This window comes from Pseudomonas sp. VEM90, assembly GCF_054611535.1.
On the sequence record NZ_JBTRAR010000011.1, the window covers coordinates 73,745 to 99,529 of the forward strand.

The 25,785-nt window shown below is 64.2% G+C and carries 25 protein-coding genes; 15 read left to right on the forward strand and 10 right to left on the reverse strand.

The window, feature by feature from the left end:
- Nucleotides 1-298 precede the first annotated feature (298 nt).
- The 3 genes from ACYCCG_RS12700 (at nucleotide 299) to ACYCCG_RS12710 (ending at nucleotide 4,159) form a co-directional block, all read left to right on the forward strand.
- The gene (locus tag ACYCCG_RS12700) at nucleotides 299-1,951 is read left to right on the forward strand and encodes an acyl-CoA dehydrogenase family protein (protein WP_176683223.1); all 1,653 of its coding nucleotides are present in this window, start codon (nucleotides 299-301) and stop codon (nucleotides 1,949-1,951) included.
- Nucleotides 1,952-2,056: 105 nt separating this feature from the next.
- Entirely contained in the window at nucleotides 2,057-3,520 is a 1,464-nt protein-coding gene (gene amn / locus ACYCCG_RS12705; protein ID WP_176683224.1) for an AMP nucleosidase, read from the forward strand.
- A gap of 6 nt (nucleotides 3,521-3,526) precedes the next feature.
- On the forward strand, nucleotides 3,527-4,159 hold the full coding sequence (locus tag ACYCCG_RS12710) for a pseudouridine synthase (protein ID WP_245354957.1): 633 nt from the start codon (nucleotides 3,527-3,529) through the stop codon (nucleotides 4,157-4,159).
- 114 nt (nucleotides 4,160-4,273) lie between these two features.
- On the opposite strand, the gene ACYCCG_RS12715 is transcribed toward ACYCCG_RS12710, so the two are convergent.
- Complete coding sequence (locus tag ACYCCG_RS12715) at nucleotides 4,274-4,477, reverse strand: DUF2788 domain-containing protein (RefSeq protein WP_003249787.1); 204 nt, start codon at nucleotides 4,475-4,477, stop codon at nucleotides 4,274-4,276.
- 54 nt (nucleotides 4,478-4,531) lie between these two features.
- Nucleotides 4,532-5,008 carry an Lrp/AsnC family transcriptional regulator gene (locus tag ACYCCG_RS12720; RefSeq protein ID WP_003249795.1) on the reverse strand — a complete coding sequence of 159 codons (477 nt, stop codon included), beginning with the start codon at nucleotides 5,006-5,008 and terminating at the stop codon, nucleotides 4,532-4,534.
- A 395-nt stretch (nucleotides 5,009-5,403) separates the two neighbouring features.
- Between ACYCCG_RS12720 and ACYCCG_RS12725 the strand changes: the two genes are divergently transcribed.
- Nucleotides 5,404-6,192: a DUF6515 family protein gene (locus ACYCCG_RS12725; protein WP_209963265.1), complete on the forward strand. Its 789-nt coding sequence runs from the start codon at nucleotides 5,404-5,406 to the stop codon at nucleotides 6,190-6,192.
- Between the two features lie 383 nt (nucleotides 6,193-6,575).
- On the opposite strand, the gene ACYCCG_RS12730 is transcribed toward ACYCCG_RS12725, so the two are convergent.
- Nucleotides 6,576-7,448 (reverse strand): cation diffusion facilitator family transporter, encoded by an 873-nt coding sequence (locus ACYCCG_RS12730; protein WP_339444664.1) that lies wholly within the window; start codon nucleotides 7,446-7,448, stop codon nucleotides 6,576-6,578.
- Nucleotides 7,449-7,470: 22 nt separating this feature from the next.
- On the reverse strand, nucleotides 7,471-7,890 hold the full coding sequence (locus tag ACYCCG_RS12735) for a polyribonucleotide nucleotidyltransferase (RefSeq protein WP_209963270.1): 420 nt from the start codon (nucleotides 7,888-7,890) through the stop codon (nucleotides 7,471-7,473).
- Nucleotides 7,891-8,006: 116 nt separating this feature from the next.
- Between ACYCCG_RS12735 and hrpB the strand changes: the two genes are divergently transcribed.
- Nucleotides 8,007-10,535, forward strand: a complete 2,529-nt coding sequence (hrpB, locus tag ACYCCG_RS12740) for an ATP-dependent helicase HrpB (RefSeq protein ID WP_339444663.1) — start codon at nucleotides 8,007-8,009, stop codon at nucleotides 10,533-10,535.
- 68 nt (nucleotides 10,536-10,603) lie between these two features.
- Here the strand turns inward: hrpB and ACYCCG_RS12745 are convergent, their stop codons facing one another.
- Nucleotides 10,604-11,122, reverse strand: a complete 519-nt coding sequence (locus tag ACYCCG_RS12745) for a hypothetical protein (RefSeq protein ID WP_209963273.1) — start codon at nucleotides 11,120-11,122, stop codon at nucleotides 10,604-10,606.
- Between the two features lie 85 nt (nucleotides 11,123-11,207).
- Complete coding sequence (locus ACYCCG_RS12750) at nucleotides 11,208-11,864, reverse strand: YciC family protein (protein ID WP_010955396.1); 657 nt, start codon at nucleotides 11,862-11,864, stop codon at nucleotides 11,208-11,210.
- Between the two features lie 167 nt (nucleotides 11,865-12,031).
- On the opposite strand from ACYCCG_RS12750, the gene ACYCCG_RS12755 reads away from it, so the two are divergent.
- The 5 genes from ACYCCG_RS12755 to ACYCCG_RS12775 all read left to right on the forward strand — a co-directional run bounded on the left by ACYCCG_RS12755 (nucleotide 12,032) and on the right by ACYCCG_RS12775 (nucleotide 16,494).
- Nucleotides 12,032-12,790, forward strand: a complete 759-nt coding sequence (locus ACYCCG_RS12755) for a DUF2076 domain-containing protein (protein ID WP_209963276.1) — start codon at nucleotides 12,032-12,034, stop codon at nucleotides 12,788-12,790.
- Between the two features lie 159 nt (nucleotides 12,791-12,949).
- The gene (locus tag ACYCCG_RS12760) at nucleotides 12,950-13,429 is read left to right on the forward strand and encodes a LabA-like NYN domain-containing protein (protein WP_004576858.1); all 480 of its coding nucleotides are present in this window, start codon (nucleotides 12,950-12,952) and stop codon (nucleotides 13,427-13,429) included.
- Nucleotides 13,430-13,438: 9 nt separating this feature from the next.
- Entirely contained in the window at nucleotides 13,439-14,050 is a 612-nt protein-coding gene (locus ACYCCG_RS12765; RefSeq protein WP_459670628.1) for a 3'-5' exonuclease, read from the forward strand.
- A gap of 136 nt (nucleotides 14,051-14,186) precedes the next feature.
- The gene (gene yedA, locus ACYCCG_RS12770; RefSeq protein WP_459670630.1) at nucleotides 14,187-15,107 is read left to right on the forward strand and encodes a drug/metabolite exporter YedA; all 921 of its coding nucleotides are present in this window, start codon (nucleotides 14,187-14,189) and stop codon (nucleotides 15,105-15,107) included.
- A gap of 55 nt (nucleotides 15,108-15,162) precedes the next feature.
- Nucleotides 15,163-16,494: a DEAD/DEAH box helicase gene (locus ACYCCG_RS12775; protein WP_012053786.1), complete on the forward strand. Its 1,332-nt coding sequence runs from the start codon at nucleotides 15,163-15,165 to the stop codon at nucleotides 16,492-16,494.
- A gap of 152 nt (nucleotides 16,495-16,646) precedes the next feature.
- On the opposite strand, the gene ACYCCG_RS12780 is transcribed toward ACYCCG_RS12775, so the two are convergent.
- From ACYCCG_RS12780 to pmrG, 3 genes are all read right to left on the reverse strand, one after another.
- On the reverse strand, nucleotides 16,647-17,885 hold the full coding sequence (locus tag ACYCCG_RS12780) for a TIGR03862 family flavoprotein (RefSeq protein ID WP_459670632.1): 1,239 nt from the start codon (nucleotides 17,883-17,885) through the stop codon (nucleotides 16,647-16,649).
- A gap of 148 nt (nucleotides 17,886-18,033) precedes the next feature.
- Complete coding sequence (locus tag ACYCCG_RS12785) at nucleotides 18,034-18,948, reverse strand: histone deacetylase family protein (RefSeq protein ID WP_459670703.1); 915 nt, start codon at nucleotides 18,946-18,948, stop codon at nucleotides 18,034-18,036.
- A gap of 230 nt (nucleotides 18,949-19,178) precedes the next feature.
- The gene (pmrG, locus tag ACYCCG_RS12790; RefSeq protein WP_209963290.1) at nucleotides 19,179-19,865 is read right to left on the reverse strand and encodes a lipopolysaccharide core heptose(II)-phosphate phosphatase PmrG; all 687 of its coding nucleotides are present in this window, start codon (nucleotides 19,863-19,865) and stop codon (nucleotides 19,179-19,181) included.
- Between the two features lie 179 nt (nucleotides 19,866-20,044).
- On the opposite strand from pmrG, the gene ACYCCG_RS12795 reads away from it, so the two are divergent.
- The 4 genes from ACYCCG_RS12795 (at nucleotide 20,045) to ACYCCG_RS12810 (ending at nucleotide 23,396) form a co-directional block, all read left to right on the forward strand.
- Nucleotides 20,045-20,614, forward strand: a complete 570-nt coding sequence (locus tag ACYCCG_RS12795; protein WP_459670633.1) for a GNAT family N-acetyltransferase — start codon at nucleotides 20,045-20,047, stop codon at nucleotides 20,612-20,614.
- Nucleotides 20,615-20,764: 150 nt separating this feature from the next.
- Nucleotides 20,765-21,634, forward strand: coding sequence for an acyl-CoA thioesterase II (tesB, locus tag ACYCCG_RS12800; protein WP_003249851.1), 870 nt, complete (start codon nucleotides 20,765-20,767; stop codon nucleotides 21,632-21,634).
- A complete protein-coding gene (locus tag ACYCCG_RS12805) occupies nucleotides 21,631-22,221 on the forward strand; it encodes an HAD family hydrolase (RefSeq protein WP_021784364.1) in 591 nt (196 codons plus the stop codon). The genes tesB and ACYCCG_RS12805 overlap by 4 nt, the downstream gene beginning before the upstream one ends.
- 164 nt (nucleotides 22,222-22,385) lie before the next feature.
- Entirely contained in the window at nucleotides 22,386-23,396 is a 1,011-nt protein-coding gene (locus tag ACYCCG_RS12810; RefSeq protein ID WP_209963293.1) for a zinc-dependent alcohol dehydrogenase family protein, read from the forward strand.
- 71 nt (nucleotides 23,397-23,467) lie between these two features.
- Here ACYCCG_RS12810 and ACYCCG_RS12815 read toward each other — a convergent pair whose 3' ends face one another.
- Nucleotides 23,468-24,169: a FadR/GntR family transcriptional regulator gene (locus ACYCCG_RS12815; RefSeq protein ID WP_176683237.1), complete on the reverse strand. Its 702-nt coding sequence runs from the start codon at nucleotides 24,167-24,169 to the stop codon at nucleotides 23,468-23,470.
- 258 nt (nucleotides 24,170-24,427) lie between these two features.
- Between ACYCCG_RS12815 and ACYCCG_RS12820 the strand changes: the two genes are divergently transcribed.
- Nucleotides 24,428-25,780, forward strand: a complete 1,353-nt coding sequence (locus tag ACYCCG_RS12820; protein WP_459670637.1) for an MFS transporter — start codon at nucleotides 24,428-24,430, stop codon at nucleotides 25,778-25,780.
- The last annotated feature ends 5 nt before the right edge of the window (nucleotides 25,781-25,785 follow it).

Consider the following 25,785-nt stretch of genomic DNA (forward strand, 5'->3'; position numbering starts at 1 on the left):
CTGCTGGCCGATATCCACCCGCCGTTCACCGTTGCCGCCACCACCGCATTCGCGGGTAAACCCGCTCCTACACACAGGTCGTTGTAGGAGCGGGTTCACCCGCGAAAGGGCCGGGTCTGCTGGCCAATATCTACCCACCGTTCACCATTGCCGCCATCATCGTATTCGCGGGTAAACCCGCTCCTACGCGCGCGCGCACGCCAGCAACCACACGTTTAGTCATGAATACCCCTTTGACTACCCCGCAAGCAGTGCTTCACTGGGTCTCTCAAGCCTACCCGGATCCAGGAGCCCCCCGATGAGCCTGCACCAGTACGCTGAAACCCACGAAGTCACCAATCAGCCGCCGCCACTCGACGGTGCCAACCTGTACCGCCTCGACATTCCACTGCAGGAATGGTCAAGGCGTTTTGGCGCGGGCTGGGCCGAGTCGCGGATCGACGCCTATGGTGCCCTGGCCGGCGGCCCGCTGATGCAGGCAGGCTTCCTGGCCAACGCGCACAAACCCGAGTTCAGCAGCCACGACCGCTATGGCCATCGCATCGACCTGGTCGAGTTCCACCCGGCCTACCATGAGCTGATGCGTACCGCCGTCGAACATGGCCTGCCTTCTTTACCATGGGCCGAACCCCGCGCTGGCGCCCATGTTGCACGGGCGTCGATGACCTACCTGCACAGCCAGGCCGAGGCCGGCACCGGTTGCCCGCTGACCATGACGTTTGCCGCCGTGCCGGCATTGCGCCTGCAGCCTGAACTGGCTGAATACTGGCTGCCGAAGGTCCTTGCCTGCGAATATGATCCGCGCAACGTGGGTGACCGGCACAAGGCCGGGGTCACGCTTGGCATGGCGATGACCGAAAAGCAGGGCGGCACCGATGTGCGCGCCAACACTACCCGGGCCTATCCGGTCGGTACGCCGGGCCCGGGGCAGGCCTATGAGCTGGTTGGCCACAAGTGGTTCTGCTCGGCGCCGATGTGCGACGCTTTCCTGACCTTGGCGCAAACCGACAAAGGCCTGAGCTGCTTTCTGCTGCCGCGCCACCGCCCGGATGACAACCGCAACCAGTTCTATATCCAGCGGCTGAAGAACAAGCTGGGCAACAGCTCCAACGCCTCCAGCGAGGTAGAGTTTCGCGGTGCGCTGGCGTGGATGATTGGCGAAGAGGGGCGCGGCGTGCCGACCATCATCGAGATGGTCGCCATGACCCGGTTCGACTGCATGGTCGGCTCCAGCGCGCTGATGCGCCAGGCGCTGACGCAGGCGGCCCACCATTGCGCGCATCGCAAGGTCGGCGGGCGGGTACTGAACGAGCAGCCATTGATGCAGAACGTGCTGGCCGACCTGGCACTGGAAAGTGAGGCTGCGTTGGCCCTGAGCTTGCGCATGGGCCAGGCGCTGGAGCAACTGGACGACCCACAGCAGGCGCATTTCGCTCGGCTGGTCACGGCGGTGGGCAAATACTGGATCTGCAAACGTGCGCCGGCCATGATCAACGAGGCCGCCGAATGCCTGGGTGGCGCGGGTTATGTGGAAGACAGCATTCTGCCACGGCTGTACCGCGAGGCGCCGGTCAACTCGACCTGGGAGGGCTCGGGCAACGTGCAGTGCCTGGATGTGCTGCGGGCATTGTCCAAGGAGCCGGGAGTGCTCGATGCACTGTTTGCCGAGCTGGGTGACGGGCATGGCGACCCGCGCCTGGCGGCGCATATCGGCAACCTCAAGGGGGCGTTTGCCGACACCGGTGACATGCAGTACCGCGCGCGCCAACTGACCGAGGATATTGCCCTGGCGTTGCAGGCCAAGCTGCTGCTGGAGGCGGGGAATACAGAGGTCAGTGATGCGTTTATCGGCAGCCGCTTGGCCGGTGGTGGCAGGGTGTATGGGGCACTGCCGCGAGGTGTGGATGTGATGGCATTGGTAACAAGGGCTACGCCTGCCTGGCCGCTGTAGCAGCGGGCTTGCCCGCGAATCAACCCAACAGCGATCAATGGGGGTGTATTTAACCAAGAAGGCAGGCAAGATGGATCACATGCATGTCCAGACAGGAAGCACAGTGTGAGCCACGCTTTTGTAGTCGTTGATACCCCCGAACAGGCCGTCGACCGTCTGGCGGCCTTGCATGAACAGGCCACAGGGGCCCTTAGTAAGGCCCTGAAGCGTTACCTGAAGGACCGTACCGAGCCCGATGCCGATGAGCGCGACCTGTTCCGCTACCCGGCACTGCGTCTGACCTACTACAGCCATGGCGAAGTCGCCGCCACCACCCGCGCCTACGCCAAGGTTCAGGTTGCCGGCACCTACAGCGTCACCATTACCCAGCCCGCTGCGTTCCGTGGCTACCTGTTGGAACAACTGCGCCCGCTGATGCATGACTACACCGTCACGGTAGAAGTCGGCGTCAGCGAGCAGAACATCCCTTACCCCTATGTGGTCGACCAGGGCGACGAGCTGGCCGGCAGCGGCATTACCGCTGCGCAGCTGGCGCGTGTGTTCCCCAGCACCGACCTGTCGGCGGCCACCGACAACATCGCTGATGGCCTGTACGACTGGGACCGTGCTGAAATCATGCCACTGGCGTTGTTCGATGCCGCGCGGGTCGACTTCTCGCTGCGCCGCCTGGTGCACTACACCGGCAGCGACTGGCGCCATGTACAGCCGTGGATCCTGCTGACCAACTACCACCGCTATGTCGATCAGTTCATCAGCCATGGCCTGGAACAACTGCGTGACGACTCGCGCTTCGTGCGTATGGTGTTGCCGGGTAACGTTGTGATCGAAAAGGGCATGGACCATGGCGAAACCCAGGCCCTGGTGGCCAGCGTGGTCTGGCACCGCTACCAGATGCCGGCCTACCACCTGATCGCCGCCGACGGCAATGGCGTTACCTTGGTCAACATTGGTGTCGGCCCGTCCAACGCCAAGAACATCACCGACCACCTGGCCGTGCTGCGCCCGCATTGCTGGCTGATGATCGGCCACTGCGGCGGCCTGCGGCAGTCGCAGACCATCGGCGACTACGTGCTGGCGCACGCCTATATGCGTCGTGACGGCATTCTCGACCGGGTCGTGCCGCCGAATATCCCGATCCCGGCCCTGGCCGAAGTGCAGATGGCCTTGCAGGAGGCTGCCGCACAGGTCACTGGCGAGCGTGGCGAGCAGTTGAAAAAGCGCCTGCGCACCGGCACCGTGCTGACCTACGACGACCGCAACTGGGAGCTGCGCTGGGCCCAGGAACGCCCGTTGATCAACCTGTCGCGTGCCGTGGCGGTGGACATGGAAAGCGGCACCATTGCTGCCCAGGGCTACCGTTTGCGCGTGCCTTACGGCACCTTGCTGTGTGTGTCCGACAAGCCGCTGCACAGCGAGATCAAACTGCCAGGTTCGGCCAACGCTTTCTACAACCGGGCGGTCAGCCAGCACCTGAAGATCGGCATTGCCGCCCTCGACCTGCTGCGCACCGAGCTCAACTCGCTGCACTCGCGTAAACTGCGCAGCTTCGATGAGCCGCCGTTCCGCTGAGGATCCATGTCACTGCCACCCCGTAACAAGCCGCGCCGCCCCCAGGCGCGGCCTGCCGCCGGCCCGCGTCGCCAGGCCAAGGCGCCACCCGCTGAGCCGCGCCTGATCCTGTTCAACAAACCGTTCGACGTGCTGACCCAGTTCAGCGACGGTGAAGGGCGCGCGACGCTCAAGGACTTCATCGACATCCCGGGCGTATACCCGGCCGGGCGTCTGGACCGCGACAGTGAAGGCCTGCTGTTGTTGACCAATGATGGTGGGCTACAGGCGCGGATTGCCGACCCGAAGCACAAGCTGGCCAAAACCTACTGGGTGCAGGTGGAAGGCGAACCGAGTGACGAGCAGTTGCAGCGTTTGCGCGATGGTGTGGAGCTGAACGATGGGCCGACCTTGCCGGCCGAGGCGCGGCGCCTGGAAGAGCCCGAGCTGTGGCCGCGCAACCCGCCGGTACGCTTTCGCAAAAGTGTGCCGACCAGCTGGCTGGAGCTGGTGATTCGCGAAGGGCGTAACCGCCAGGTGCGGCGGATGACGGCGGCGGTGGGCTTGCCGACCTTACGCCTGGTGCGGGTGCGGATCGGGGATTGGGCGCTGGATGGGCTGGAGCAGGGGGGCTGGCGGGAGGTCCCTGCCAAGCTTTAGTTCAGGTCAGGGGCCTGTTCGCGGGCATGCCCGCTCCCACAGGGACGGCGCAGTACTTGAAGGCAGCGCCAAATCTGTGGGAGCGGGCGTGCCCGCGAATGGCCCTGAAATGTTTTATACGCCTTCCAGAAACCCCACCACCACGCTCTTGATGATGAAGGCCAGCACCCCAAGCCCCAGCACGAAGAACAGGATCAGCGTGCCGAACTTGCCTGCCTTGGACTTTTTCGCCAGGTCCCAGACGATGAAGCCCATGAAACCGATCAATACGGTGACCAGGATAATCATCATCCACTCTTCGAATACGGCGGGATCCATCGGTGTTCTCCAGGCGGGTTGAGCGTCCGATTATACGTCGGCTGGCGTGAGCATTTAACGCAGGTGGGTCAATGGCAGCTCGGTGCTGGCCAGTACCTGGTTGAGCACGAAGCTCGAACGCACGCTGGTGACGCCTTCGATACGCGTCAGGCTGCCTAGAAGCAGTTTCTGGTAGTGGTCCATGTCCGGCACCACCACTTTCAGCTGATAGTCGGCATCCATGCCGGTGACCAGGCTGCACTCGAGCACCTGCGGCAGGTTGCGGATGGCGGCCTCGAATGTTTCAAAGCGTTCCGGGGTGTGGCGGTCCATGCCTATCAACACATAGGCGGTCAGGCTCAGGCCCAGTTTCTTGCGGTCGAGCAGGGCCACCTGGCGCGAGATGTAGCCGTCGTCTTCCAGTTGCTTGACCCGACGTGAGCATGGCGATGGCGACAGGCCGATGCGTTCGGCCAGTTCCTGGTTGGAAATGCGCGCATCGCGCTGCAATTCGGCGAGGATGCTCAGGTCGTAGCGGTCAAGTTTGCTCATGGCATTTGCCTTTTCTGTTCGGATTGCTGCGAATTATCAATCCAGGGTGAAAAATTGCGCAAGTGCTATTTATCTGAGCAATCTTCGCAATCCTCTGTCGCAACCCGTCCGGTATCTTTATCACCAGAATCACTGCCCGGACATCAGTCCACGGCGACGCGCCCTAGGCGGGCGGTCGCGGCCAGCCATCCAACAGGATCTGCAGGCCCCCGGGCTACACACCCTCCAGAAGACGGTGTGAGGTGAGCCGGCGCCACAAGTGCCGAGCACGGACGACAATTCCTGAAGGGAGGCCCTGTGGCCTCCCTTTTTTCATGCCGGGAATTTTAATTGGCCTGTGTCATGGGCGCGGTAGACTGGCGATGGTTGCAGTTTTTTCTACCGAGAGGAACACCATGACGTCGCGCATCTGGCAGTTGGCAGGTGTTGGTTTGCTAGGTTTGAGCATCAGCCTTGGGGCCCTGGCTGAAGGGCCTGGCGAGGGGCCGTCGGGGCGCTCGCTCAACTCGCGCGACGAAGTGCGCCAGACCCAGCCGCCGCGCCAGGGGTATTACCAGGACATTCCCCGCCGACACGGTGATGATCACCACTGGCAAATCGGTGGCCCGGGGCAACGGCCCGGTGGCGACTGGCAGGGGCGCCCGGATGGCCATGGCAATGGCTGGGGGCCTGGGCCGCAGTATCGCCCAGGGCACAGGGTGGACCATTTTCCTGACCGCTACTGGAAAGTACCCTATCGGGGCGCTGACTATTTCTACTCCGGGGGTTACTGGTACCGCCCGCACGGGGGCAGTTACATCGTGGTGACCCCGCCGTACGGCGTGCGGGTCAATTACCTGCCGCCTTATGCGCGGGAAGTGTGGTTGGGGGGTGCGCTGTTCTTTCTGGTGGCCGATACCTATTACCAGTACCTGGCAGACAGCCAGGAATATGTGGTGGTCAACCCGCCGGTCGGCGTGCCGGTGGCACCGGCAAACGGCGGGTATGACGTGGTGGCTTATCCGATGTATGGCCAGGGGCAGGAACAGCAGGAGCAGGACCGCTATCAGTGCCATCGCTGGGCGGTGAGCCAGTCGGGCTTCGACCCGGCGACGGCGACGTACGCACCGGAGGCCACTGTGCTCAGCCACTACCAGCGGGCGCTGGGGGCCTGCTTCAGTGGTCGGGGTTACAGCATCAACTGAACCCTGCACGGAACCCCTGTAGGAGCGGGTTTACCCGCGAATACGGTAGCGGCGGCAACGGTGATCGGCGGGTGGAAATTGGCCAGCAGCCCCGGCCCTTTCGCGGGTGAATCCGCTCCTACAAAGGCCTGTGCGTGTGGAGCGGGTTTACCCGCGAATACGGTAGCGGCGGCAACGGTGATCGGCGGGTGGAAATTGGCTAGCAGGCCCGGCCCTTTCGCGGGTGAACCCGCTCCTACAAAGGCCTGTGCGTGTGTAGGAGCGGGTTTACCCGCGAATACGGTAGCGGCGGCAACGGTGATCGGCGGGTGGAAATTGGCCAGCAGCCCCGGCCCTTTCGCGATGAACCCGCGCCTACAAGGGGTGGGGCATGGGTGGTTACCTCATACCGGGTCGGCGTGCACCATCACGTCTGCCTGTGGGTAACGCTGGCGGATCACCCGCGAGGCCTCCACGCACAAGCTATGCGCCTCATGCAGCGGCAGTTGCCCCGGCAGTTCCAGGTGCAGTTGCACAAACCACTGGTTGCCCGACACGCGCGTGCGCAGGTCATGCACGCCTTTCACGCCTGCAACGGCCAGCACCAGCGCGGTCATCTCCTCGCCAACATCGCCGGGTAACGCCTTGTCCATCAGGATCGCCGTACTTTCGCGGGCAATTTGCAGCGCACTCCAGAGGATGTAAAAGGCGATGCCCAGGCCGAACAGCGCATCCAACTGAGGCCAGCCAAAACGCGCCAGCAACAAGGCCAGCAGAATGCTGCCGTTGAGCAGCAAGTCCGAGCGGTAGTGCAGGGAATCTGCCCGTACCGCAGTAGAGCCGGTGAGCCGGATAACCTTGTACTGCAGTGCCAGCAGGGCGACCGTCAGCACCAGCGACAGCAGCATCACCGCGATGCCGATGGCGGTATCACCCAGCGGTTGCGGGGTGTAAAGGCGCTCGACCGCCTGCACCCCGATCAGCACCGCACTGACTCCGATGAACAGCGCCTGGGCCATACCGGCCAAGGCCTCGGCCTTGCCATGGCCAAACCGGTGATCGTCGTCGGCCGGGCGCAGGGCATAGTGCACCGCCAGCAGGTTGAGGAACGAGGCCACTGCGTCCAGTGCCGAATCGGTCAGCCCAGCCAGCAGGCTCACCGACCCACTCAGCCACCAGGCCAGCGCCTTGCTCAGCACCAGGATGCTGGCCACTGCCAGTGACGCGCGTGTGGCCAGGCGCAGCAGGCGCTGGTGTTCAGCTGGGGTCGTGGTCATCCGTGGTCAGCGTCCGTGTGGCTCAGGCTGCCGGGACCAGGCCGAGGCTGGCCAGTTGTTCGATGCTGCCGCGGTGCTGGATCAGCCGTGGGTCGTTCAGCGGCAGGCGCTGGCCCAGTTCGCTTTCCAGAATGGCCTGCAACTTCAGGTTGTCGACCTTGCCATCGGGGCTGACGGCTTCTTGCAGTTTGGCCGGTTCGACCTGGGCGGTGTGGCCACCTGGGTAGTAAATGGCGCCGGTGGCAAAGTCGATGCCGAAGGCAATGAGCCCCGGGATCACGTAGAACAGAATACCGATGGCATCCATTGCAGCAACCACAGGGTCGATCTTGCCGCCGATCTGGCCGCGCCGGTCCGGGTAGAAAATGGTGCCGCAGGCCGTCAGTTGAGTCAGCAGGGTGGCGATGAGGGCGCCACCGATGACGCGGGTCGAGATGCGCATGTAAATCTCCGAGAAGGTGTTCAGCAGGACAAGCGATGCGCCTGCACCTGATGTTAAGACCATGATAGAGCAGGCTGGGTTCGCCGTTATACTCGCGACACTGTTCGAGGACCACCATGATTTCATTACCCATTGATGCTGCCTTGCCCGCCCTGCGCCAGGCGCTGGAAAACCGTGACGAAGTGGTGCTTGAAGCCCCGCCCGGCGCTGGCAAGACCACCCGCGTGCCACTGGCGCTGCTGCACGAACCGTGGCTGGCTGGGCAGACCATCCTCATGCTCGAGCCTCGGCGCCTGGCTGCGCGTGCTGCGGCCGAACGGCTGGCCAGTGAGCTGGGCGAGCAGGTTGGGGAAACCGTGGGTTACCGCATCCGCCTGGACAGCAAGGTCGGGCCGAAAACCCGTATTGAAGTGGTGACCGAAGGCATCCTCACACGCCGTCTGCAAGCCGACCCGGCGCTGGAAGGTGTGGGCTTGCTGATCTTCGATGAATTTCATGAGCGCAGCCTGGATGCCGATCTGGCCCTGGCGCTGAGCCTTAACGGCCGCGAGTTGCTTCGTGACGACCCGCCCCTGAAGATTCTGCTGATGTCGGCGACGCTGGAAGGCGAGCGCCTGTCGCGGCTGTTGGACGATGCCCCGGTGGTCACCAGCGAAGGGCGCATGCATCCGGTGGATATCCGTTGGGGGCGGCCGTTCCAGCCAGGCGAGTTCATCGAGCCACGGGTGGTGGACAGCGTGCTGCATGCGCTGGCTGATCAGGCCGGCAGCGTGCTGGTGTTCCTGCCCGGGCAAGCCGAGATCCGCCGGGTTCACCAAAGCCTTCAGGAGGCGCTGGGGGCGCGCCCCGAGATTCTGCTGTGCCCGCTGCATGGCGAGCTCGACCTCAATGCCCAGCGCGCCGCTATCGACCCGCCGGCCAAGGGCCTGCGCAAGGTGGTGCTGGCCACCAACATCGCCGAAACCAGCCTGACCATCGATGGCGTGCGCGTGGTGATCGACGCAGGGCTGGCCCGGGTGCCGCGCTTCGACCCCGGCAGCGGCATGACCCGCCTGGACACCCAGCGCATTTCCCGCGCCAGTGCCACCCAGCGCGCCGGGCGTGCCGGCCGTCTGGAGCCCGGCGTGTGCTACCGCCTTTGGTCCGAGGCCCAGCATGACCAGTTGGCCGCCCATGGCAGTGCCGAGATCCTCCAGGCCGACCTGGCCGGGCTGGCCCTGCAACTGACCCGCTGGGGTGTAACCCCCGAGCAGTTGCGTTGGCTCGACCAGCCGCCTGCGGCAGCGTTCGCTCAGGCGCAGGACCTGTTGGCGCGACTCAGCGCCTTCAAGCCGGGCAGCCGCGACAACCTTAGCGAGCATGGCCAGGCCATGGCCGAACTGCCGGCTCACCCACGCATCGCGCACTTGTTGCTGCGCGGTCAGGACCTGGGCCTGGCACAGATGGCATGCGATGTGGCTGCACTGCTGGGGGAGCGGGACATTCAGCGCGGCGGTGGTGCCGACTTGCACAGCCGACTTGCGCTGGTCAGCGGTGAGAGCAAGGCTGTGCGTGGCGGCCAGGGTGGGGTGCAGCGTGCTCGCCAGCTGGCCCGGCAATACCGTGGCCTGTTGCGTGGCAAGGTTGGTGCGCCGGTCGCCGACCCGGACCACCCTCGCTGGTTGGGCGCCCTGCTGGCGCTGGCCTACCCTGACCGGGTCGCCCAGCAGCGCCGGGCGGGTGGGGCTGAGTATCGGCTCGCCAACGGCCGTGCGGCCCTGTTTGGCGAAGTCGATGCCTTGATGAAGTGCCCATGGCTGGTGATCGCCGACCTGGGTAGCCGCCAGGGGCAGCGTGAGGAGCGGATCTATCTGGCAGCCGAATTCGATCCGGTGTTGCTCGAGGGTGTACTGGCCGAGCAGGTCGAGCGGTTCGATATCCTCGATTGGGACGAGCGCGAGCAGGTGTTGCGCGCCGAGCGCCAGGTGAAGGTTGGCGAACTGGTCCTCAGCCGCGAGCCGCTGCCCGGGCTGGATGACGAAGCCAGGGCCCGAGCGCTGCTTGGCCTGGTCCGGCGCAAAGGTTTGAACCTGCTGACCTGGACGCCCGAGCTGCGGCAATGGCAGGCACGTGTGGCACTGCTGCGTCAGCTCGACCTGGAGAAGGATGGCCACAGTGAATGGCCTGACCTGGGGGACGAGGCCCTGCTGGCCAGCCTGGAAGACTGGCTACAGCCTTACCTGAGCAAAGTATCGCGTCTCAGCCACTTTGCCGCGCTGGACTTGCCGTCGATGCTGCGCAATCTGCTGCCCTGGCCGCTGCCGCAACGCCTGGAAGAACAGGCCCCGGCGCATTTGGCCGTGCCGTCCGGCTCGAACATCCGCCTGGATTACAGCGAAACCCCGCCGATTCTCGCCGTGCGTCTGCAAGAACTGTTCGGCCTTGCCGACACCCCGCGCATCGCCAATGGCCGGCAGCAGGTCAAGCTGCACCTGCTGTCACCGGCGCGTCGGCCGGTGCAGGTGACCCAGGACCTGGCCAGTTTCTGGCGCACGACCTATGCCGAGGTGAAGAAAGACCTGAAAGGGCGATATCCGAAGCACTACTGGCCGGACGACCCTCTGGTGGCCGAGGCTACCGCCAGGGCCAAGCCGAGAGGGAGCTGATGCACACCACCGAGTGCGGCAGGCCGAAAAATCATGCTCTGGCCACGACGTGTCAGTGGTCGTGCCATTTATCGTATTGCCCCCGTCAGTGAAGCTCGATCTGCCTGCCTCAACAGGAACGTGATCACTTCGCCTTCCTCGACGTTGAGCCAGGCTACCCACTCCCCACTCCTGTGCGGCGTATCCGTGAGGGCGCCGACCCTGTAGCCCCGCTGGTCGCGCAGATGGCAGACAAGGCCTTCATCTGTCAGCGCCAGCGGCTCGATTTTCCAGTATTCGCTAACCTCTGCATGCCAGTAGAAGCCCAGATAGCCATTGCGGCTGAATCCTAGCTTCTTGGTCTCCGGGCGCCCTGGCATGCTGATGCGGTAGTGCAGGCGATCGTTGGTCCGCGAGTGGTAATGAAAGTCCATCACCGGCGAGTCCTGCCTACCTCCCGCCTGCAACCAGTCATCCTCGGGGGTAATGCCCCAGCCGAATTTGTCTGTACTGCGGCTGAGGCGCAGCGGGATGTCTCGGTCGACGGCGCGCATGTACAGTTGGCCGCGAAATGACCGGGCGTACCCTGCCTTGATGGTTTCGTTCATGGTGCACTCCTTGAATGGCGTTGAGGGTGTGCACTCTGGCGCCAAGGCTGGGCAGCCGGCAGATCGAAAACATTCCCCGGTGGCCTCAGGTGCTGGCTTCACCTTCCAGCAACATGAACAGGCGATACAGCACCACGGTGCTGAACAACTGCAGGAAGCCGCTGAGGCTGTCCATGGCCAGTTCCATCCCTGGTGATGGCTCGGGGAAGGCCATCAACAGCAGCCCGTCGATCAGCCAGATCGGCGCCAGCACGCCTAGAACGCAGATCATGATGCGCATGAAGTGCCCGGTGGTCATGCTTGCGCTTTCGCGCATCGCCTGCACCACCGGCCGGCCGCGCAGTACCAGCAGGTACTCGGCGAACACCAGGTTGATCATGATCCACACCCCCGGGAAGATGAACAGCGCAAGGCCGGCCATGATCAGCAGCGAGCTGATCAGGATCAGCAGGGCCAGTTGTGGCCACAACTGCAGGGCGCGGGCGAACAGGTCGCGCTTGGCGATTTCCTGGCCGTTGCTGCGCGTGTCCAGGTACAGGATCAGGGCTGCGCTGTACAACGGGTAGAACAACAGGCTGACCAGCATGCCGTAGGCCGGTGATGCCTGGTCGCCCAGCTGTCGGTCCAGCAACTGGGTGAGCAGGGCTTCCACGACCACCAGCGGCAGGCACAGCTGGAGGATGTTTGGCAGGTGACGGCGGAAGAAGTACAGGGAGTCGCGCAGAACGCTCAGCGGATTCATCAGTCAACATCGCATGGCAGTAAAAACAGGGGCCTAACTTTAGCCCAAAGCAGGCCTGGGGCTGTCACTTGCTGAAAAAAGTTTCACCGCAGCAGTGATTGAATCCCGCGCCTGTACGCCCCATCTTTGACGCTGTCCGTTGTCCCGCTACCCCACGAGGTCGCCCCATGAACACTGAAGAACAAACCCTGATCGACGGCCTGTTCGGCCGTCTCAAGCAAGCCGAAGACCCGAGCCAGCCGCGTGACGCGCAAGCCCAGGCGTGTATCGAGCAGCACGTGCGTCAGCAACCGGCGGCGCCTTACTACATGACCCAGGCGATTCTGGTGCAGGAGGCCGCGATCAAGCGCCTCGACGAACAGAACAAGCAGCTGCAAGCCGAGCTGCAACAGGCACGTGCCCAGGCTCAGGCGGCACAAGCCGCCAGCAGTGCGCCGAGCAATGGCGGGGGTGGCTTCTTGTCCGGCATCTTTGGTTCGGGTGGGCGCAACGCGGCCCCGGCGGTGCAGCCACAGCGTCCTTCGGCGCCCCCAGTAGCGTCCGGTGGTGGCTGGCGCGAGCCGTCGGCACCTGGTTTCACCCGGCCTCAGGCGCCGCAGCCTGGCTATGGCGCCGCGCCTGCGCGCAGTGGGGCCAGCAGCTTCCTTGGTGGAGCCATGCAGACTGCCGCCGGTGTGGCCGGTGGTGTGTTGCTGGCGCAGGGTATCAGCAGCCTGTTCAACCACAACTCGCAACCGGAGGAAGTGGTCGAGGTCATCAAGGAAGAGCCGGTGCCAGCCAGCGACAGTGGCGGCTGGAGCGACCAGGGCGGGCAGCAGCAAGTGGCTGACAACGGTGGCTGGGGCAGTGACCAGGGCGGTTACGCCGACAGTGATTACGGCAGCGATGATGGCGGGTTCTTCTCGGACGACGACTCGTTCGTCTGACAGGTCTGGCATACTGCTGGCATTTCCGGGGGCGCTTTGCGCCCCTTCGCGGGCACGCCCGCTCCCACATGTACGCGCGATACCTGTGGGAGCGGGCGTGCCCGCGAAGGGCTGCGCAGCAGCCCCCCCAGCACTCCAGGCCAAAAATGAGGTTCCCAGGTGAAAAAGATCGCGCTGTTCGCCGATGTGCAGAACCTCTACTACACCGTACGCCAGGCCCACGGCTGCCACTTCAACTACACCGCCCTGTGGGCTGACGTCAGCCGCGAAGGCCAGATCGTCGAGGCCGTGGCCTATGCCATCGACCGTGGCGACAGCAAACAGCAGCAGTTCCAGCAGATCTTGCGCAACCTCGGTTTCGATGTGCGCCTCAAACCGTTCATCCAGCGCAGCGATGGCTCGGCCAAAGGCGACTGGGATGTGGGCATTACCCTGGATGTGATCGACGCGGCCAGCCGGGTCGACCAGGTGGTGCTGGCCTCCGGCGACGGTGACTTCGACCTGCTGCTGGAGCGGGTAATCCAGCGCCATGGCACCGAAGCGGTGGTGTATGGCGTGCCGGGCCTGACGGCGTTGTCACTGATCCGTGCTGCCACCCGCTACGTGCCCATCGAAGGCGCGCTGTTGCTCAAACACTAAGGTCTTTTCATGGAACGTATCGCTGTCATCGACTTTGAAACCACCGGCATTTCCCCCGGTACCGGCTGCCGTGCCACCGAGGTGGCGGTGGTAATGCTCGAGGGTGGGCGCATTGTCGAGCGCTACCAGAGCCTGATGAACGCCGGTGTGCCGGTGCCGGCCTTCGTCGCAGGGCTGACCGGCATCACCACCGCCATGCTGCGTAGTGCGCCGCCGGTGGACAAAGTGATGAACGAGGTGGCCGAGTTCGTCGGTAGCACCCCACTGTTGGCGCACAACGCTGCTTTCGACCAGAAGTTCTGGGACTATGAGCTGGGCCGTATTGGCCGCAGCCGCAGCCAGCCCTTCGCGTGTTCCCTGTTGCTGTCACGGCGCCTGCTGCCCACCGCGCCCAACCACAAGCTGGGCACTTTGACACGCTGGGCTGGGTTGCCTGACACGGGCACCGCGCACCGGGCCATGGCCGATGCCGAAATGGCCGCCAACCTGCTGCAGCATCTGGCGGGTGTGTTGCACCAGGACCACGGGGTTCAGCAACTGTCGCACGAGCTGCTTTGCCGGCTGCAGAAAACCCCGGCTGCGAAGGTGCGCGAAGCGCTGGCCAAGTATCGTCAGGGCTAGCAGGTGATCGTCTGGGGTGTCGCCTGCGCCGCACGCACCAGAATTGTGCCGCTCATTTGCACCCGTTCTGTAACGTACCTTCACTCAGGCAGGCCGTTAAACTGAGCCACCCGTAAATGGATTTCGAGTTTTCCCCATGCCTGCCTCCCGTCGTTTCCCGCTGTTGCTGATTGGCGCCTTCCTGGCCCTTTATCTGGTCTGGGGTTCCACTTACCTGTTCATTCGCATCGGCGTCGAGAGCTGGCCTCCGATGCTCATGGCCGGGGTGCGCTTCCTGATCGCCGGGGGGCTGCTATACGGCTTCCTGAGTTGGCGCGGCGTGCCGGCACCTACCTGGCCGCAATGGCGGGCGGCAGGGGCGATCGGTTTCTTGCTGCTCAGTTGTGGCAACGGCGGGGTGACCGTGGCCGAGCATGCGGGTGTGGCTTCGGGCGTGGCGGCTTTGGCAGTGGCGACGGTGCCGCTGTTCACCTTGCTGTTCGGCCTGTTGTTCGGGCACCGCAATTCGAAGCTGGAATGGGCGGGGATCGCCCTTGGGCTGGTGGGCATCGGCATGCTGAACCTGGGTTCCAACCTGCAGGCAAGCCCGATAGGTGCGGCGCTGATCATCTTCGCGGCGGCGTCCTGGGCATTCGGCTCGGTGTGGAGCAAGACCTTGCCGCTGCCCCAGGGGCCGATGGCCAGCGCAGCGGAAATGCTGGTCGGGGGTGCGGTGCTGTTGCTGGGCAGTGTGCTGTCGGGCGAACGCATGACACAACTGCCGACCGCTGCTGGCTGGGGGGCGCTGGCCTACCTGGTGTTCTTCGGTTCGATCCTGGCGTTCAGTGCCTACATGTACTTGCTCAAGCACGTGCGCCCGGCAGCGGCCACCAGCTACGCCTACGTCAACCCGGCGGTGGCGGTGCTGCTGGGTATCGTCTTTGCCGGTGAGCAGATTGGCGCTGAAGAGTGCGTGGCGATGGCAGTGATCATCGGCGCGGTGGTGCTGATTGGCCTGCCACAGTGGCGCAAGGCGCCCGTAACTGTGCCACCGTTGAAAGGTGAAATCTGCAAGTAGGCAGGGGCGATGCGGTAAACTTGCCGCCTTCGCTGAACCCCCTGACGGTATTGCCATGAATTTCGCCAAACTCGGCCTGATCGAACCGCTGCTGCGCACGCTGCAGCAACTGGACTACACCACCCCGACCCCAGTGCAGGCCAAAGCCATCCCCGCCGTGCTGGCCGGCCGCGACCTGATGGCCGCAGCCCAGACCGGTACCGGCAAGACCGCAGGCTTCGCCCTGCCTGTGCTGCAGCGCCTGGCGCTGGAGGGCGAGAAGGTGGCCAGTAATTCGATCCGCGCCTTGGTGCTGGTACCCACCCGCGAGCTGGCCGAGCAGGTGCACAACAACGTGCGCGAATACGCCGAGAACCTGCCGCTGAGTACTTACGCGGTGTATGGCGGGGTCAGTATCAACCCGCAGATGATGCGCCTGCGTCGTGGTGTCGACCTGCTGGTGGCTACACCTGGCCGCTTGCTCGACCTGTTCCGGCAGAACGCCGTGAAGTTCAACCAGGTACAGACCCTGGTGCTGGATGAAGCCGACCGCATGCTTGACCTGGGCTTTGCCGAAGAGCTGCAGTCGGTGTATGCGGCACTGCCGCGCAAGCGCCAGACGCTGCTGTTTTCCGCCACTTTCTCTGATCAGATTCGCATGCTGGCGGGGCTTGCGCTGAATGACCCGCTCAGTATCGAAGTGAGCCCGCGCAACGCCACGGCCACCAGCGTCAAGCAGTGGCTGGTGCCTGTGGACAAGAAGCGCAAGGCCGACCTGTTCTGCCACCTGCTGCGCAAACAGCGCTGGAAGCAGGTGCTGGTGTTCGCCAAGACCCGCAATGGCGTCGATCAGCTGGTGGAGCGCTTGCTGGCCGAAGGCGTGAATGCCGACGGCATCCACGGTGATCGCCCACAGGCGACCCGGCAGCGTGCGCTGGACAGCTTCAAGGCCCGTGAGGTGCAAGTGCTGGTGGCGACCGATGTGGCGGCCCGTGGCCTGGATATCGATGACTTGCCGCTGGTCGTCAACCTCGACCTGCCGATCGTTGCCGAAGACTACGTGCACCGCATCGGGCGTACCGGGCGGGCGGGCAACAAGGGCGAGGCGATTTCGCTGGTGTGTGCGGATGAAGTGCAACTGCTGGCGGCGATCGAGGTGCTGACCCGGCAGACCCTGCCGCGTCACGAAGAGCCGGATTTCATCCCTGAGCACCGGGTGCCGATGACCGATGCCAGCGGGCAGGTTATCAAGAAACCGAAGAAGCCCAAGAAGCCGAAAGAAAACAGCGCCAAGCGCGGGCTGGGGCGCTGGATGGACAGCACTGAAGCCGGCAGCGCGGAACCGGCGGTGAAGGCTGTTCGCAAGGTGCCGAGCTTCAATGGTGGGCCGCGCAAGCGTAAGCCTTGAGGTTTTGGGGCCGCTTTGCGGCCCTTTCGCGACGCCAGGGCGCTCCCACACGGATCGCGCCAGCTTTCAGAAATTGAGCAAGACAGTTGCTCCCACATGGGCTGCGCAATCTGGATTGATGCAGTACTTGTGGAAGCAGCCCCGGCAAGCTGTCAGGAAGCCCGCACCCAATCCGCCGCTGCCCGCCCAGCGCGCAAGCCACTGGCAAAGCACGCCGTGAGCAGATACCCCCCGGTTGGCGCCTCCCAGTCCAGCATCTCGCCGGCACAGAATACCCCCGGCATGCCCTTTACCATCAATCCCTCATCCAGCCCCTCGAAGCGGACCCCGCCGGCACTGCTGATCGCCTCATCCAGCGGCCGCGTGCGTACCAGGGTGATGGGCAATGCCTTGATGGCTCGAGCCAAGGCATCAACGTCGGCAAAGGTCGCCGGATCCGTCAGCTCGCGCAGCAGTGCTGCCTTGACCCCATCAATCCCCAGCTGGCTGTGCAGGTGCTTGGCCATGGAGCGTGAACCGCGTGGTTTGGCCAGTGCCTGGACAATCTTGTCCACAGGCTTGTCCGGCAGCAGGTCGAGCAACAACACCCCACGGCCTTCCCGGTGGATGGCCTCGCGTACCGGTGCCGACCAGGCATACACCAGGCTGCCTTCCACACCTTGAGCGGTGAGGATGAACTCGCCCTTGCGCGGTGTGCTGCCCGGGACACTGAGGGCGATGTTCTTCAGCGGTGCGCCCGCGAACTTGTCCTTGAGCAGCGCGCTCCAGCCCTCTACTTCAAAACCGCAGTTGCTCGGCTGCAAAGGCGAGATATCCACAGCCCGTTCTGCCAGCAGCGGTTGCCAGCTGCCGTCAGAACCCAGGCGCGCCCAGCTGGCGCCACCCAGCGCCAGCACCACGACCGAGGCTTTCACCTGCCGTTCGCCCTGTGGATAAGCAATTCGCAAGCTGCCATCGGTGTTCCAGCCCAACCAGCGATGGCGGGTGTGGATAACTACCCCGCTGTCGCGCAGGCGCTTGAGCCAGGCACGCAGCAACGGTGCGGCTTTCATGTCGGTGGGGAATACCCGGCCCGAGGTGCCGACGAAGGTTTCGATGCCCAAACCATGAATCCACTGGCGCAACGCGTCAGCATCGAAGTCGCGTAGCAGGGCCTCGATTTCGCCCTGGCGTTCGGCATAGCGGGCCACGAACGCCGGGTAGGGCTCGGAATGGGTGATGTTCATGCCGCCGACACCCGCCAGCAGGAACTTGCGCCCAACCGAAGGCATGGCATCGAACACCTCGACCGCCAGGCCTGCATTGGCCAGTGCTTCGGCAGCCATCAGGCCGGCGGGGCCGCCACCGATGACGACAGCGGGAGGAGGGGATGCGGGGTTCAGATCGGGCATGGTGGGCAGCAGGCTGTGGAAAAGAGGCGCATTCTACCGCAGCGCTGCCCACGGAAGCACTGGTCAAAAAATAGCCAGCGTCACGCAGGCCTTGCCAGCAAAGGGCTACAGCGCCTTTCGCGCAGGTTATCCACAAGCGGTTCCACAGTCATTGTGAACAACCCATGACACGTGCGGCGCTGTGGTGAAGGATGCCGTGGCGTTTGGCCAGGGCCGTGCGGTCCTTGCTGTAGCCTCCACCGATCACGCCCACCACCGAGATATCGCGGCCCAGGCAATGGCGCAGCACGGCTTCGTCACGGGCGGCAACGCCTGCGTCGGTCAGTTGCAGGTAGCCCAGGGCGTCGTCCTTGTGCACATCGACACCGGCGTCATACAACACCAGGTCGGGTTGATAAAGCGGCAGCAGGTAGTTGAGGGCGTCGTCCACCACCTTCAGGTAGGCCGCGTCGCCCATGCCTCGGGGCAGAGGGATGTCCCAGTCGCTTTGTGCCTTGCGGGCGGGGAAGTTCTGTTCGCAGTGCAGCGACACGGTGATGGCCTCGGGCGTGTCGTGCAGGATGCGCGCGGTGCCGTCACCCTGGTGCACGTCGCAGTCGAAGATCAGCACCCGGTGTACCCGGCCTGCTTCCAGCAGGTAGCGGCTGATGACCGCCAGGTCGTTGAAAATGCAGAAGCCGGCGGGGTGGTCGTAATGGGCGTGATGGGTGCCACCGGCGAGGTGGCAGGCGATGCCGTGCTGCAGCGCCATCTCGGCAGTCAGCAGTGAGCCGCCGACGGCGCGCACGGTACGCCGGGCCAGGGCCTCGCTCCAGGGCAGGCCGAGGCGGCGCTGGTCCTCGCGCGACAGCTCGCCGTTCATGTAGCGCTCGATGTAGCTGCGGTCATGGGCCAGGGCGAGGATGTCGTTGGGGCAGATGTCCGGGCGCAGCAGGGCCTGGTCGGTGGTCAGCCCGCTGCCGACCAGGTGGTCGTGCAGCAGTCGGAACTTGTCCATTGGGAAGCGGTGTTCGGCGGGGAACTCCGGGCTGTAATCTTCGTGGTAGATCAGCGGCAACGGCATGGTTGAGGTCGTAATCAGGGCCAGTGCTGATCTTGCCATGACGGGTGACTGTAATGGGAGTACCTGTTTCTTGCGCCGGTACCGGCCCTTTGTGGGAGCGGCCTTGTGTCGCGATTGGGCTGCGCAGCAGCCCCAAAATTTCAGCGCAGATGCACACATTGCTGGGGCTGCTGCGCAGCCCAATCGCGACACAAGGCCGCTCCCACAGAGATGGCGTTTACGTTTGAGGGCTATTTTCCTGTGCTGGCCAATACGCGTTGCCAGTCCGGTTCGTTCAGGCGCCCCAGGATGCGTGCCTTGCCATTGCCATCCACCGATACGAACAGGGCGCTGGCATAGTTGCTTTGACGTTCGCCGCCGGCAACGTGCTGCTGGCGGGCAAAGTGGTCGATGCAGCCGTTGTGAGTCACCAGCACCAGGTTGTGGCCCGCGCGTTTGTGTGCAAGCGCTTCGTTGGCGAACTGGCTGTCGCAGCTTTCCAGCCAGTCTTCGCTGGCCACCGCCTGGCCGAGGATGAAGTGCGCGGTTTGCCGGGTGCGCCGTTTCGGGCTGGTGAGCAAGTCGGCGTTGTTCAGGCCCAGCCGGTGCAGCCCCTGGCCAACGCGGGCGGCAGCCTGGCTACCGCTCAGGGTGATCCCCGTGGGGTCGTCCAGGCAGGGGCCGGGGGCGCTGTCGCAGCGTTCGGCGTGGCGGATCATCACGATCACCGCACCGTCGGCCCAGTCCTGCAGCAGGCCGCTGTCACTCAGTTGTTGCTCGTTGCCAAGGTCCACGATATGCGTCCTCGTCGCCAGCCAGGTGGTCAACGCCGCCACGACCATGCACAGGCCCAGGGCGGCTCCGAGGGCTTTGCGGGTCAGGCGTCGCTTGCGCCGGGCGTGAATGGCGGAGTGCCCCAGGGTATTGCTCAATTGCATGCGTGGCTCCGTTGGCATGGCCGTGCTTGGCACGGCAGGGATGGCGGCATCCTGCCAAGTGGCCTGTCGGGGGCCGGTGAAGGGCGTGTGAAAATTGCATTCGGCTACTACCGGCTGGGTGAAACCCGCGCCCGCGCCTACGCTGTAAACTGCAACACGGCAAAACCGGAGCAGGCCCGATGACCCCTATTCTTGAACTGGAAAGCGCACGGCTGGTGCTGCGCCAATGGCATGACGACGACCTGCGCGAGTTCGCCGCGCTGTGCGCCGACCCGCAGGTAATGCGTTACTTTCCGGCGCCGTTGACGCGTCTTGAGGCCGCTGCGTTGATCGGCCGGGTGCGTGGGCACTTCAATGAATACGGTTTTGGTTTGTGGGCCCTGGAGCGCAAGGACAGCGGCGCGTTCATCGGCATGACCGGCTTGATGCACGTGGGCTTTGACGCCGATTTCACCCCCGCCGTAGAGATTGGCTGGCGCTTGGCCCGCCGCCACTGGGGCCTTGGCTTTGCCAGCGAAGCGGCGTGGACCTGCCTGCGTTGTGCTTTTGCCCAATTGCGCCTGGAGGAGGTCGTGTCATTCACTAGCGAATGCAACCTGCCGTCGCAGAAGGTCATGCAGGCCATTGGCATGCAGCAGGACCCACACGGCAGTTTCGAGCACCCCCGCCTGCCCATTGGCCACCCACTGCGCCCGCATGTGCTGTACCGCATTGACCGCGCGCACTGGGAGCGCACCCTGCGCGCCTGAATGCACGGCCATGCCCGGCGCGAATGACAAACGCTGTATCATTTGCCCATCTTGGAAGGCGCTTGCCCGTAACACGTTCAGCGCCTGTGAAATCGAGCGCCGCTCGGGCGGCGCATCGCGAGCTAGGCTCGCTCCTACGGAGATCCCCCGATGAGTCATGTGTTGGACGACCTGGTCGACCTGTTGAGCCTCGAATCCATCGAGGAGAACCTGTTCCGTGGACGTAGCCAGGACCTGGGCTTCCGCCAGCTTTACGGTGGGCAGGTGCTGGGCCAGTCGTTGTCGGCTGCCAGTCAGACCGTCGAGGACGCGCGCCATGTGCATTCGTTGCACGGCTACTTCCTGCGCCCGGGCGATGCCAGCCTTCCAGTGGTGTACTCGGTGGACCGGGTGCGCGATGGCGGCAGCTTCAGTACACGGCGGGTGACGGCGATCCAGAAGGGCCAGACCATCTTCACCTGCAGCGCGTCGTTCCAGTACGACGAGGAAGGCTTCGAGCACCAGGCGCAGATGCCTGACGTGGTCGGCCCGGAAAACCTGCCTACCGAGGTGGAACTGGCCCGTGCCATGGCTGACCAGTTGCCTGAGCGCATCCGCGACAAGGTGCTGTGCGCCAAGCCGATCGAGATCCGCCCGGTCACCGAGCGCGACCCGTTCAACCCCAAGCCGGGCGACCCGGTGAAATACGCCTGGTTCCGCGCCGACGGCAACCTGCCTGACGTGCCTGCCCTGCACAAGTACATGCTGGCCTACGCCTCGGACTTCGGCCTGCTGACCACGGCGTTGCTGCCCCATGGCAAATCGGTATGGCAGCGCGACATGCAGATCGCCAGCCTCGACCATTCGTTGTGGTTTCACGGCAACCTGCGCGCCGACGAGTGGCTACTGTACGCCACCGATAGCCCCTGGGCCGGCAATTCCCGTGGTTTCTGCCGCGGCAGCATTTTCAACCAGGCCGGGCAACTGGTGGCATCGTCGAGCCAGGAAGGCCTGATTCGCCATCGCAAGGACTGGGCATGAGCCTGGGCGAGGTGCGCAACTGGGTGTTCGACATGGACGGCACCCTGACCGTGGCCGTGCACGACTTCGCCGCCATTCGGGTGGCGCTGGACATCCCGGCCGAGCACGACATCCTCACTCACCTGGCGGCCTTGCCGGCGGCGGAAGCGGCGGCCAAGCATGCCTGGTTGCTGGAACACGAAAGGGACCTGGCAACGGCCTCCACGGCGGCCACCGGGGCGGTGGAACTGGTGCGCGAGTTGGCCGAGCGCGGATGCCGGCTAGGTATTCTGACCCGCAATGCGCGTGAGCTTGCGCATGTAACGCTGGAGGCCATCGGCCTGGCGGACTGCTTCCCGGTGGAACATATTCTTGGGCGTGACGAGGCTGCGCCCAAGCCGAGCCCGGATGGGCTGCTGAAGATTGCCAGCGCCTGGGGCGTGACACCGAGCGAACTGGTGATGGTGGGGGATTACCGCTTTGACCTGGACTGTGGGCGGGCTGCGGGAGCACGCACGGTGCTGGTGAACCTGCCGGACAACCCCTGGCCAGAGCTGGTGGATTGGCATGCGGCGGATTGCCGGGCGTTGAAGGTGATGCTGGGCTGATGCGTGTGTTGGCCATGCGGGCCTCTTCGCGGGCACGCCCGCTCCCACAGGTATTGCGCACGTCTCGGGTCCTGTGGTGCCCCTGTCAGGGCGGGCGTGCCCGCGAAAGGGCCGGATCTGTCTATGCTGAACCCCATTCTTTGCTCTGATACGGAGACCCACCCATGAGCAGCAAGGCCATCTACGTACAACCCGGCGGCGGCTACGACAAAGTCGAGGTCGGCACCTGCGAGGCCCAGGCCCCCCAGGCCGACGAGATTACCGTGCGCCTGCACGCCAGTTCCCTCAACTACCACGATTTCGCCGTGGTCAGCGGCATGTGGGGCCCGAGCGAGCGACGCATCCCCATGGCCGATGGCGCCGGCGAGGTGGTTGCGGTGGGGGCTGGCGTCACTGAGTTCCAGGTCGGCGACAATGTGGTCAGCACCTTCTTCCCCGACTGGCTCGATGGCCAGGCCAATGTCGAGGGCTTTGCCCGGGTGCCCGGCGACGGCATCGACGGCTACGCCCGTGAGCAGGTGACTGCCCGCGCCAGCGCCTTCACCTTGGCACCCCAGGGTTTCAGCCATGCCGAGGCTGCCACCCTGACCACCGCCGGCCTTACCGCCTGGCGCGCGCTGATGAGCGATGATCACCTCAAACCCGGCGACACGGTGCTGGTGCAGGGTACCGGCGGTGTGTCGATTTTCGCCCTGCAGTTCGCCAAGCTGGCGGGCGCGACCGTGATCGCCACCTCGTCCAGCGATGCCAAGCTGGAGCGCCTGAAGGCTCTGGGTGCCGACCACCTGATCAACTACAGGAGCACCCCGGCCTGGGGTGAGAAGGTGCGCGAGCTGACTGGCAACCGCGGTGTCGACCATGTGATTGAAGTGGGCGGCCCGGCGACGCTGGAGCAGTCGATGATTGCCGCGCGCATTGGCGGGCATGTTTCGCTGATCGGCATCCTTACCGGGGTGGCCGGGCAGTTGCCGCTGGTACAGGCGTTGGTGCGGCAGATTCGGCTGCAAGGGGTGCTGGTCGGCAGCCGAGCGCAGCAGCAGGCGATGGTGCGGGCGATCGACGCCAACGGCCTGCGGCCTGTGGTGGACAAGCATTTCGAGTTGGAACAGATCGTCGAGGCGTTCCGTTACCAGGAGAGCAACCGGCATTTCGGCAAGATCTGCCTGACCTGGTGAAGTGAGGGCAGGGTAGCTGGGTGTAACGGCCACCCTGCACGCCAATATGCTTGTCTTGCACTGCCTGACAGTCAGTCCGGCAATAGCCGGTCGCGGCTGTTGGACAGGTGCAGGCACACCGCCGCCCGCGCCGCATCCGGGTCTTGTCGGCGGATGGCATTGAGGATCGCCTCATGCTCCAGGTTGGCCAGGTACGCTTGCCGCGCCAGCTTGGCCCCCGCGCGCTCGGCCTTGGCCATGCGGTTGCGCGGGATCAGACCATTGCCCAGTTGCAGCAGCATCTCGGTGAAATACAGATTGCCGGTGGCCTCGGCAATCAGCAGGTGAAAGCGCCGGTCGGCTTCGATGCAGCTGTCGCCAGCAGCGGCCAGGTCCTGATAGTCATCCAGTGCCTGGCGCATGCGCGCCAGTTGCGCCTCGTCACGACGCAGCGCGGCCAGTGCGGCAGCCTGGCCCTCAAGGCCAATACGCAGCTCCAGCAGATCGCGCACATTCGCCGCGCTCTCCGCCGCAACGCGCAGGCCGGCCTGGGCCTGGCGCTCCATCACGAACGTACCGATCCCGTGGCGCGGCTCCACCAGCCCAGAGGCTTGCAGCTTCGACAAGGCTTCGCGAACCACCGTGCGGCTGACCCCGTGCTCGCGCACTAGGGTGTTTTCCGAAGGCAGTTTGTCGCCTGGTTTGAAGGTGCCCAGCAGAATTTGCTGGGTCAGGCTGGAAACCAGGTCATGGGCACGGCTATGGCCGCGTTTGCGCGCGTGTTCGGGTTCCATGTGTGATTCGCTTCTTGATTGCTTGTACGATAAGTTAATCGATAGAAAAATTTTTTGCCGATTTTTCGCGCATCCAATTCAGCATGTAATTGATCTGTTTTTGCACGTTCGGATCAAATTAGCATTGTGACAGCTTGTATATTGCTATTTTGCCGACGTTAATGATCTTGTCGTACAACTTCGCTGCGCATAAGCTCCTCCCCACTGCCATGTCAGACAACCCGACCCGCACAAAAACAATTAGTGGGAGATCCGCAAGTGAACGACACCCTCGCTCCGTCTGCCCGGCATGAAGGCGACGCGTTGGCCAGTGCCGTGGCCAAGGTCAAGCGCCACGTCCTGCCGCTGTTCGTCATCATGTTCATCGTCAACTACCTCGACCGCGTCAACATTGGCTTCGTCCGCCCGCACCTGGAAAGCGACCTGGGCATCAGCGCTGCGGCCTTTGGCTTTGGTGCCGGGCTGTTCTTCATCGGTTACGCGCTGTTCGAAGTACCTTCGAACATGCTGCTGCAAAAGGTCGGTGCCCGGCTGTGGCTCACCCGCATCATGTTCACCTGGGGGCTGGTGGCCACGGCCATGGCCTTCGTGCAGAACGAAACCCAGTTCTACGTGTTGCGTTTTCTGCTCGGGGTGGCCGAAGCAGGTTTCTTTCCTGGCGTGATCTACTACTTCACCCGCTGGCTGCCAGCGGCAGAGCGCGGCAAGGCCATTGCTATCTTCCTCAGCGGTTCTGCACTGGCATCGCTGATTTCCGGGCCGCTGGCCGGGGCGTTGATGCAAATCCAGGGCCTGGGCCTGCATGGCTGGCAGTGGATGCTGTTCATCGAAGGCATGGCCTCGGTAGCACTGTGCTTCTTCGTATTCTTCTGGCTCGACTCCAGGCCGCAGGACGCCAAGTGGCTGAGCAAGGCCGAGCAGGACGCGCTGGTCGCCACCTTCGACCGCGAGCAGCAAGCGCGTGAGGCCATCGGCGCGGTCAGGCCGTCGGCTTGGCGCCTGCTCAAGGACCGCCAGATCGTGCTGTTCTGCCTGATCTACTTCTGTATCCAGCTGACCATCTACGCTGCGACCTTCTGGCTGCCTAGCATCATCAAGCGTATGGGCGACCTCAGTGACATGCAGGTCGGTTTCTTCAACTCGATCCCTTGGCTGATCTCGATCCTGGCCATGTACGCCTTCGCCGCCGGTTCCGCTCGCTGGAAGTTCCAGCAGGCCTGGGTGGCGGGCGCGCTGCTGGTCGCTGCCACGGGCATGTTCATGTCCACTACGGGTGGGCCAGTGTTCGCCTTCGTCGCCGTGTGCTTCGCCGCGATCGGCTTCAAGTCAGCGTCGTCACTGTTCTGGCCAATCCCCCAAGGCTACCTGGACGCCCGCATCGCTGCGGCGGTGATTGCCTTGATCAACTCGGTCGGCAACCTCGGCGGCTTCGTTGCCCCCACCACCTTCGGCTTGCTGGAGCAGCAGACTGGCTCGATCCAGGGCGGGCTGTACGGCCTGGCAGTGACCTCGGTGCTGGCGGCGATTGCCATCTTCTTCGTACGCATTCGCCCCAAGGGCGTCCCTTCCGATGACCTCAAGGCCCCTTCGGCCCTGGGCCAGACCCACTGATGACT

Excerpts from the sequence above, each read along its gene's own strand:
- ACYCCG_RS12710 (WP_245354957.1), top strand. The coding sequence starts at position 3,527 with ATGTCACTGCCACCCCGTAACAAGCCGCGCCGCCCCCAGGCGCGGCCT.
- ACYCCG_RS12780 (WP_459670632.1), bottom strand. The coding sequence starts at position 17,885 with ATGCCCGATCTGAACCCCGCATCCCCTCCTCCCGCTGTCGTCATCGGT.
- ACYCCG_RS12730 (WP_339444664.1), bottom strand. The coding sequence starts at position 7,448 with ATGACCACGACCCCAGCTGAACACCAGCGCCTGCTGCGCCTGGCCACA.
- ACYCCG_RS12815 (WP_176683237.1), bottom strand. The coding sequence starts at position 24,169 with ATGGAACCCGAACACGCGCGCAAACGCGGCCATAGCCGTGCCCATGAC.
- ACYCCG_RS12810 (WP_209963293.1), top strand. The coding sequence starts at position 22,386 with ATGAGCAGCAAGGCCATCTACGTACAACCCGGCGGCGGCTACGACAAA.
- ACYCCG_RS12745 (WP_209963273.1), bottom strand. The coding sequence starts at position 11,122 with ATGAACGAAACCATCAAGGCAGGGTACGCCCGGTCATTTCGCGGCCAA.
- pmrG (WP_209963290.1), bottom strand. The coding sequence starts at position 19,865 with ATGCAATTGAGCAATACCCTGGGGCACTCCGCCATTCACGCCCGGCGC.
- ACYCCG_RS12750 (WP_010955396.1), bottom strand. The coding sequence starts at position 11,864 with ATGAATCCGCTGAGCGTTCTGCGCGACTCCCTGTACTTCTTCCGCCGT.
- hrpB (WP_339444663.1), top strand. The coding sequence starts at position 8,007 with ATGATTTCATTACCCATTGATGCTGCCTTGCCCGCCCTGCGCCAGGCG.
- ACYCCG_RS12795 (WP_459670633.1), top strand. The coding sequence starts at position 20,045 with ATGACCCCTATTCTTGAACTGGAAAGCGCACGGCTGGTGCTGCGCCAA.
- ACYCCG_RS12720 (WP_003249795.1), bottom strand. The coding sequence starts at position 5,008 with ATGAGCAAACTTGACCGCTACGACCTGAGCATCCTCGCCGAATTGCAG.
- yedA (WP_459670630.1), top strand. The coding sequence starts at position 14,187 with ATGCCTGCCTCCCGTCGTTTCCCGCTGTTGCTGATTGGCGCCTTCCTG.
- ACYCCG_RS12735 (WP_209963270.1), bottom strand. The coding sequence starts at position 7,890 with ATGCGCATCTCGACCCGCGTCATCGGTGGCGCCCTCATCGCCACCCTG.
- ACYCCG_RS12755 (WP_209963276.1), top strand. The coding sequence starts at position 12,032 with ATGAACACTGAAGAACAAACCCTGATCGACGGCCTGTTCGGCCGTCTC.
- ACYCCG_RS12785 (WP_459670703.1), bottom strand. The coding sequence starts at position 18,948 with ATGCCGTTGCCGCTGATCTACCACGAAGATTACAGCCCGGAGTTCCCC.
- ACYCCG_RS12700 (WP_176683223.1), top strand. The coding sequence starts at position 299 with ATGAGCCTGCACCAGTACGCTGAAACCCACGAAGTCACCAATCAGCCG.
- ACYCCG_RS12765 (WP_459670628.1), top strand. The coding sequence starts at position 13,439 with ATGGAACGTATCGCTGTCATCGACTTTGAAACCACCGGCATTTCCCCC.
- ACYCCG_RS12775 (WP_012053786.1), top strand. The coding sequence starts at position 15,163 with ATGAATTTCGCCAAACTCGGCCTGATCGAACCGCTGCTGCGCACGCTG.
- ACYCCG_RS12715 (WP_003249787.1), bottom strand. The coding sequence starts at position 4,477 with ATGGATCCCGCCGTATTCGAAGAGTGGATGATGATTATCCTGGTCACC.
- ACYCCG_RS12805 (WP_021784364.1), top strand. The coding sequence starts at position 21,631 with ATGAGCCTGGGCGAGGTGCGCAACTGGGTGTTCGACATGGACGGCACC.
- tesB (WP_003249851.1), top strand. The coding sequence starts at position 20,765 with ATGAGTCATGTGTTGGACGACCTGGTCGACCTGTTGAGCCTCGAATCC.
- ACYCCG_RS12725 (WP_209963265.1), top strand. The coding sequence starts at position 5,404 with ATGACGTCGCGCATCTGGCAGTTGGCAGGTGTTGGTTTGCTAGGTTTG.